We start from the raw sequence: 6,648 nt of genomic DNA on the forward strand, positions 1-6,648 counted from the left end.
TTTCGTTTAAACAGCGCCGTCTTCTGTCCCGCGCAGGCGCGGGATTTTCAATCGAACCAAGAAAGGTGGGGGCAGGTTTTCATGCCCCCTGAAGTGCAGCGATGGATCGTATCAGGATTGTTGGCGGAAACGCTCTGAATGGCATTATTCCAATTTCGGGCGCAAAAAATGCCGCCCTGCCATTGATGATCGCGTCTTTGCTGACCAGCGACACCCTGACGCTGGAAAATGTGCCCCATCTGGCCGATGTTGAGCTTTTGATGCGAATCCTGGGCAGCCATGGCGTGGATGTGGCCGTCAACGGTCGGCGCGAGCGCCAATCCGGCAGCTATGCCCGCACCATTCACTTCACCTGCCGTACCATTGTCGATACCACCGCCCCCTATGAGCTGGTGTCGAAAATGCGTGCCAGTTTCTGGGTGCTTGGTCCACTTTTGGCCCGCGAGGGCAAGGCTCGCGTGTCGCTTCCCGGCGGCTGCGCTATCGGTACACGCCCTGTGGATCTGTTCATTGATGGTTTGACCGCCCTGGGTGCCACCATTGAGATTGATGCTGGCTATATTGAAGCAACCGCCCCCAAAGGCGGATTGATTGGCGCGAGCTACACTTTCCCGAAAGTGTCTGTGGGTGCCACCCATGTGATGATGATGGCAGCCTCCTTGGCCCGTGGCACCACCGTGATCCACAATGCGGCGCGCGAGCCGGAAGTGGTGGATCTGGCCAATTGCCTGATTGCCATGGGTGCTAAAATCACCGGCGCTGGCACCTCCACCCTCACCATTGAAGGCGTCACCAGCCTGCACGGCGCGCGCCACCGCGTGCTGCCAGACCGCATCGAAACCGGCACCTATGCCATGGCTGTGGCCATGACCGGCGGCGATGTGACGCTGGAAGGCACGGATATCACGCTGCTCGACACGGCCGTGGAAGCGATTCGCCGCACGGGCGCAGAGGTGATGGCGGTTGAGGATGGTATTCGCGTGATTGGCCATGGGGATGCGATCCGGCCTGTGGATATTGTCACCGAGCCTTTCCCCGGCTTTCCCACCGATTTGCAGGCGCAATTTATGGGCCTGATGACCCGCGCCAATGGCGTTGCCCATGTGACGGAAACCATTTTTGAAAACCGCTTCATGCATGTGCAGGAGCTGGCACGGCTGGGAGCGAAAATCACTCTGAATGGTCAGACGGCGCGAATCGAAGGTGTGCGGCGCTTGCGCGGAGCACCGGTGATGGCAACCGATTTGCGCGCGTCTGTGTCGCTGGTAATTGCTGGCCTTGCAGCCGAGGGTGAAACCATCGTCAATCGCGTCTACCATCTCGATCGTGGATTTGAGCAGTTGGAAGAAAAATTGACCCGGTGCGGCGCGATTGTTCAGCGCATCAGTGATTAACATTGTCTGCGGTTTTGCATGCGCCGTTGTTTAATGCCGGCGCAGCCCCCATCTCATGCAGCAGTTACACTCTTCTTGGCTAATGTGGGCTTGCGAAATCGGCGGCAAACGTCAATTCTGCACGCACCACGAGGGAAATGGCTCATGACCGATTTAAAGCTGCTATCACTCGATAATGATGATCTAACAATTCTATCTGCCCATATGCAGGACGCGGTGTTCAAGCCGGGTGATGTGGATTATGCGGCGCGCGCCGGTATTTTTTCTGTGTCCGTCAACCGCTTTGTCTGGGAAAAAGCCAAGCGCAAAGACAAAAGCTTTGAGCGCCGCCGCGCGGTGCTGACCATGAAGCGGGTGCAGGCCGTGCGCTCCATCGGCTTTGACCGCACCGACAAAGAGCAAGTGTTGAGCCTGCTGGCGCTAAACTTTCGCCAAAGGGGCGATGGCCCTGAAGGCACGCTGGAGCTGGTGTGCGCTGCTGGTGCGACCATTGCGCTTGATGTGGAATGCATTGAAGTTCAGCTTGCAGATGTTGGCGGCGCATGGGAAACCACATCTCTGCCCAATCACTCTGAGGCATAAGGCACTCCGACGCATAAGGGGCGCGGGCAGATAAGGCTGACGTAAAAGGAAAAAGACAAGTGGCAGTTTGGTTAGAGCAGGCATCGGATGATTTTGAAGCGCGGTTTGCTGCGTTTTTGACAACCAAGCGTGAAGTGTCCGAAGATGTGAATGCGGTGGTCAAAGCCATTATCGATGACGTGCGCACCCGCGGCGATGCGGCTCTGGCCGAGTATTCGCAGAAATTCGACGGACTGGATTTTGCCACCACCCCCATGCGCGTCACCGCTGAAGAAATCTATGCCGCAGAAGCTCAAGTCGCTCCAGAGGTTCTTGACGCCCTCAAGCTGGCAGCCGCCCGTATCGAAAAGCATCATGCCCGCCAGATGCCCAAGGATGATATTTACGAAGACGCAATCGGCGTTGGCCTCGGCTCTCGCTGGACCGCCATTGATGCCGTTGGCCTCTATGTGCCGGGCGGCACCGCCAGCTATCCCAGCTCGGTGTTGATGAACGCGGTTCCCGCCCGCGTGGCCGGTGTGCCGCGTGTGGTGATGGTGGTGCCGGCACTTGCCGGGGCCATCAACCCAACGGTGCTGGCCGCTGCCAAGATTGCCGGTGTCAGCGAGATTTACCGCATTGGCGGCGCACAGGCCGTGGCCGCCCTTGCCTATGGCACCGAAAGCATTGCCCCTGTTGCCAAAATCGTTGGCCCCGGCAATGCCTATGTGGCCGCTGCCAAGCGCCAGGTATTTGGCACCGTTGGCATTGATATGATTGCCGGTCCTTCCGAAGTGCTGGTCATTGCCGATGCCGACAACAACCCCGATTGGCTGGCCGCCGACCTTCTGGCCCAGGCCGAACATGACCGCGGCGCGCAATCGATTCTGATTACCGACAGTGTTGAACTGGCGAAGGCTGTGGAAGCGGCTGTTGAGCGTCAGCTCAAGACGCTGAGCCGTGCAGAAACAGCCACCGCCAGCTGGCAGGATTTTGGTGCCATCATTATTGTGCCCGATCTGGCCGCCTCGGTGCCGCTGGCTAACCGTATTGCTGCCGAGCATCTTGAACTGGCCGTTGCTGATCCTGAACGTTTAATGGCCGATATTCGCAATGCAGGCGCTATTTTCATTGGCCGTCATACGCCAGAGGTGATTGGCGATTATGTGGGCGGCTCAAACCATGTGTTGCCAACGGCCCGCTCGGCCCGGTTCTCCTCGGGTCTGTCGGTGCTGGATTTTGTCAAGCGCACCTCGATTTTGCGCCTCGGCGCTGAACAGTTGAAGCAGTTGGCACCCGCTGCCATTGCGCTTGCCAAAAGCGAAGGTCTGGACGCCCACGCAAAATCCGTAGGCATCCGCCTCAATCTCGAAAGTTAAGCCATGGCAAAAGGCGACTTCCGGCTGAGTGATGTGGTTCTCGACGAAACAATCGGCCGTTCAACGCCCGATGTCGAGCATGAGCGGGCGGTCGCCATTTTTGACCTGATCGAGGAAAACAGCTTTGCGCCTGCCGGCCATGATGGCGGGCCTTATCATCTGTTTTTATCGCTGGTTGATTCCAAACTGGTCTTTACCATAAAGACAGAAAGTGGCGGTGATGTTGCCACGCACATCCTCTCGCTCACGCCCTTGCGCCGCATCATCAAGGATTATTTCATGATTTGCGAAAGCTATTATGAAGCAATCCGCTCTTCGACCCCCAGCCAGATCGAAGCAATCGATATGGGCCGACGCGGTATTCACAATGATGGCTCACAAACATTGATGGATCGCCTGAAGGGCAAGATCGGTCTGGATCTGGACACGGCACGGCGGCTGTTCACGCTGGTCTGCGTGCTCTATTGGCGCGGTTGAGACCGGAGATAGTATGGACAATCCGGCTGATACCCATAAGGACCGCGCGCTGCCCTCCTCCATTCTGTTTTTGTGTGGCATGAATGCCATTCGCTCACCCATGGCGGAAGCGATTACCAAAAACCTCGCATTACCAGGCGTTTATGTGGCATCAGCCGGCGTGCGCCATGGCGAGCGCGACCCATTTGTGGATGCCGTTCTGGATGAGGTTGGCCTGTCGCTTGGCAAACGCCAGCCGCAAACACTGGATGATCTGGAAGATGATTTCTTTGATCTGATCATTACGCTGGCACCAGAAGCCCACCATGCTGCGCTCGAACTCACCCGCGCATCCTCCGTTGAGGTGGTCTATTGGCCGATGCCAGACCCAACCGTGGAAGCTGATACGCGCGACCAGCAATTGGCCGCTTATCGCGATGTTCGCGACCGTTTGAGCGCCATGATTGAGGAGCGATTCGGGCACGTAAAGTCGGCACCTCTTGACGGCACCTGAAACAAAGACGAAAAGCCCCATCTACAAGGTTCACAAAAGGCCGGTGATTGTGTAGTTTCCGGCCACATTTTGACCGGAGCGGATTCCTGCTCCGATGAAACAGACAGAAAGACAACGCGTCAATGGCTAAAGAAGAAGTCCTCGAATTCCCCGGTGTCGTGACCGAACTGCTCCCCAATGCGACATTCCGGGTGAAGCTCGAAAACGAACATGAAATTATTGCCCACACCGCAGGCCGCATGCGCAAGAACCGTATTCGCGTTCTGGCAGGCGACAAGGTGTTGGTGGAAATGACTCCTTACGACCTGACCAAGGGCCGTATTACCTACCGCTTCAAGTAAGAGACTGGATCCACATGGCGGTCAAACGCAAGCTGATTTTAGCCTCTGGCTCACCACGTCGCGTCGAACTCTTGCGGCAGGTGGGTGTTGAGGCAGATCGGTTGATGCCGATGGACCTTGATGAAAGCCAGGAAAAGAACGAGCAACCTCGCTCTCTGGCCCGCCGGTTGGCATCAGACAAGGCCAAGGCAGCCCTTCACGCGATCTCTGACGAGCAGGACTGGAAAGGTAGCTATATTCTGGCCGCCGACACGGTTGTGGCCGTGGGGCGCCGTGTGTTGCCCAAAACAGAATACAGCGATGAGGCGCTCTCAGCCCTCAATCTGCTGTCCGGCCGCAGCCACTGGGTGTTCACCGGCGTTTGCCTGATCACACCCGACAAAAAAGTCCGGCAAAAGGTGGTGGAAAGCAAAGTGCGCTTCAAGCGCCTTTCTGAAGCCGAAATCTCAGCCTATATCGAATCGAGTGAATGGCGCGGCAAGGCCGGTGCCTATGCCATTCAAGGCTATGCGGGCAGTTTCGTGCAAAACCTGACGGGCTCCTATAGCAATGTGGTGGGCTTGCCGCTGTATGAAACCGTACAATTGCTCACCGGCGAAGGCATGAACGTCCAGGCGCGCTGGTCTGAAGGCTGATCATCAGTCGATCTGTCGTGCGACTGGGCGCGATGGCGCACCATCATAAAAAAGAGCATTTGCTTTCACCGATTCGGTAAAATGCTCTTCAAACGTGATCTTGCGCATTTCCAATGAGACGCCCGTGCTCACATTATCAGGAAATGGGCTTGCAGCACCCTTTGTGCGCCATATGTGGTGCACAAAGGGTGCTGCAACACTTTAAATCTGCGGCATAATTCTGACCTTAAATCGATGCCGATTGGAGGAATTATGCGCTAGAGCATCGGATCGAAAATCGGACACGACCCTATGCTCTAAATTTGTGTACGCATCGGATTTATCCGAAAACCGGTTCCCACTTTTCGGCCGATGCTCTAGATTCCTTTGTTTGAGTTTGTCTTTTCAGGAAAACCGGATTCCACTTTTCCCTGACAAACTCTAAGGCAAACTTGCTCTCAGGACGACATTATGAGTGACGACACCAACAACATGGCCAAGGTGGCACCTTTGCGCAAACCCGTACCCTGCCCCGAATGCCGACACCCTTCTCACCGCGATCATTATCCCTTTTGCTCGGATCGCTGCCGCACGGCAGACCTCTCACGCTGGCTAAAAGGCTCCTATGCGATCCCCGTGACAGAGGATGAGAGCAGCCCGGACGACGATCTGCGCGACTGAAGACATTGTTCCAAAAGAACTTTCAAGCTTTTTCCGTAAGTTGTCAAAAAACTGCCATTTGGCGCTAGACACAAAAAAATTAGATGTTATAACCGCGCTGCTTCAGGGGAAAACAAGTCAACTGAAGCCGCTTAGAGAGCTCGAAAGAGACCTACGCTTTAAGTGCCCGGATAGCTCAGTTGGTAGAGCAGCGGATTGAAAATCCGCGTGTCGGTGGTTCAAATCCGCCTCCGGGCACCATTTTTATTCAAAAAAATCAAGGTGTTGCAGCAATAGTGCTTTTTGCTGTTTGAGCGGCGAATACGCTTGGGTGCCATTCTGGGTGTCAAGTGCTTGGGTAAGGTAATTGGTGGTACGGAGAGCATAGCTTGGCAGCTTCTCTTGTAGAGCTGCTAACATCCTTCCACCTTGCAGCTTGTAAGATCGGCCCATGAGCTGGGAGCTATCGGGTTAGGTCGATAACAACGACATTGATTTTAGCCGTCAACTCGGTCGGCATACTGTGCAAAAGCTTCTGTCGAAGCTCGCTTGCAGAATTAATGTCATGCTTTCTTACCCCTGCAACGTCGGTCTCGGCTCCAAACCAGTAAACCAAATAGATACCCTGTCGGGCAGCGCTTGGATGAAGGGGATGCGGATAAAAAGTTGGACTGATTTATGGGTTAAGGCCAAGGATTCTTCGATACTCGATCGGGCTGAGTGATCCCA

Annotated in this window: 8 protein-coding genes and 1 tRNA gene; all 9 read left to right on the top strand. The window is 55.5% G+C overall.

Going from position 1 to position 6,648, the window contains the following annotated elements; genetic code table 11:
* Window positions 1-101 precede the first annotated feature (101 nt).
* The 9 genes from murA to BJF95_RS07945 all read left to right on the top strand — a co-directional run bounded on the left by murA (window position 102) and on the right by BJF95_RS07945 (window position 6,180).
* A complete protein-coding gene (gene murA, locus BJF95_RS07905; protein WP_075638850.1) occupies window positions 102-1,394 on the top strand; it encodes a UDP-N-acetylglucosamine 1-carboxyvinyltransferase in 1,293 nt (430 codons plus the stop codon).
* Between the two features lie 144 nt (window positions 1,395-1,538).
* Window positions 1,539-1,976, top strand: coding sequence for a DUF2948 family protein (locus BJF95_RS07910; RefSeq protein WP_075638851.1), 438 nt, complete (start codon window positions 1,539-1,541; stop codon window positions 1,974-1,976).
* 59 nt (window positions 1,977-2,035) lie between these two features.
* Window positions 2,036-3,334: a histidinol dehydrogenase gene (gene hisD / locus BJF95_RS07915; protein WP_075638852.1), complete on the top strand. Its 1,299-nt coding sequence runs from the start codon at window positions 2,036-2,038 to the stop codon at window positions 3,332-3,334.
* A gap of 3 nt (window positions 3,335-3,337) precedes the next feature.
* Window positions 3,338-3,811: a UPF0262 family protein gene (locus tag BJF95_RS07920; protein WP_075638853.1), complete on the top strand. Its 474-nt coding sequence runs from the start codon at window positions 3,338-3,340 to the stop codon at window positions 3,809-3,811.
* Window positions 3,812-3,824: 13 nt separating this feature from the next.
* Window positions 3,825-4,304: an arsenate-mycothiol transferase ArsC gene (locus BJF95_RS07925; RefSeq protein WP_075638854.1), complete on the top strand. Its 480-nt coding sequence runs from the start codon at window positions 3,825-3,827 to the stop codon at window positions 4,302-4,304.
* Window positions 4,305-4,426: 122 nt separating this feature from the next.
* A complete protein-coding gene (gene infA, locus BJF95_RS07930) occupies window positions 4,427-4,645 on the top strand; it encodes a translation initiation factor IF-1 (protein WP_004435948.1) in 219 nt (72 codons plus the stop codon).
* Window positions 4,646-4,659: 14 nt separating this feature from the next.
* Window positions 4,660-5,280 carry a Maf-like protein gene (locus BJF95_RS07935; protein ID WP_075638855.1) on the top strand — a complete coding sequence of 207 codons (621 nt, stop codon included), beginning with the start codon at window positions 4,660-4,662 and terminating at the stop codon, window positions 5,278-5,280.
* A 450-nt stretch (window positions 5,281-5,730) separates the two neighbouring features.
* Window positions 5,731-5,940 (top strand): DNA gyrase inhibitor YacG, encoded by a 210-nt coding sequence (yacG, locus tag BJF95_RS07940; RefSeq protein ID WP_075638856.1) that lies wholly within the window; start codon window positions 5,731-5,733, stop codon window positions 5,938-5,940.
* 164 nt (window positions 5,941-6,104) lie between these two features.
* Window positions 6,105-6,180, top strand: a tRNA-Phe gene (locus tag BJF95_RS07945).
* The last annotated feature ends 468 nt before the right edge of the window (window positions 6,181-6,648 follow it).

The sequence above is a fragment of the Rhizobium oryziradicis genome (assembly GCF_001939045.1).
GTDB classification, from domain to species: Bacteria; Pseudomonadota; Alphaproteobacteria; order Rhizobiales; family Rhizobiaceae; genus Allorhizobium; species Allorhizobium oryziradicis.

Excerpts from the sequence above, each read along its gene's own strand:
- murA (WP_075638850.1), top strand. The coding sequence starts at position 102 with ATGGATCGTATCAGGATTGTTGGCGGAAACGCTCTGAATGGCATTATT.
- BJF95_RS07910 (WP_075638851.1), top strand. The coding sequence starts at position 1,539 with ATGACCGATTTAAAGCTGCTATCACTCGATAATGATGATCTAACAATT.
- BJF95_RS07920 (WP_075638853.1), top strand. The coding sequence starts at position 3,338 with ATGGCAAAAGGCGACTTCCGGCTGAGTGATGTGGTTCTCGACGAAACA.
- BJF95_RS07925 (WP_075638854.1), top strand. The coding sequence starts at position 3,825 with ATGGACAATCCGGCTGATACCCATAAGGACCGCGCGCTGCCCTCCTCC.
- infA (WP_004435948.1), top strand. The coding sequence starts at position 4,427 with ATGGCTAAAGAAGAAGTCCTCGAATTCCCCGGTGTCGTGACCGAACTG.
- BJF95_RS07935 (WP_075638855.1), top strand. The coding sequence starts at position 4,660 with ATGGCGGTCAAACGCAAGCTGATTTTAGCCTCTGGCTCACCACGTCGC.
- yacG (WP_075638856.1), top strand. The coding sequence starts at position 5,731 with ATGAGTGACGACACCAACAACATGGCCAAGGTGGCACCTTTGCGCAAA.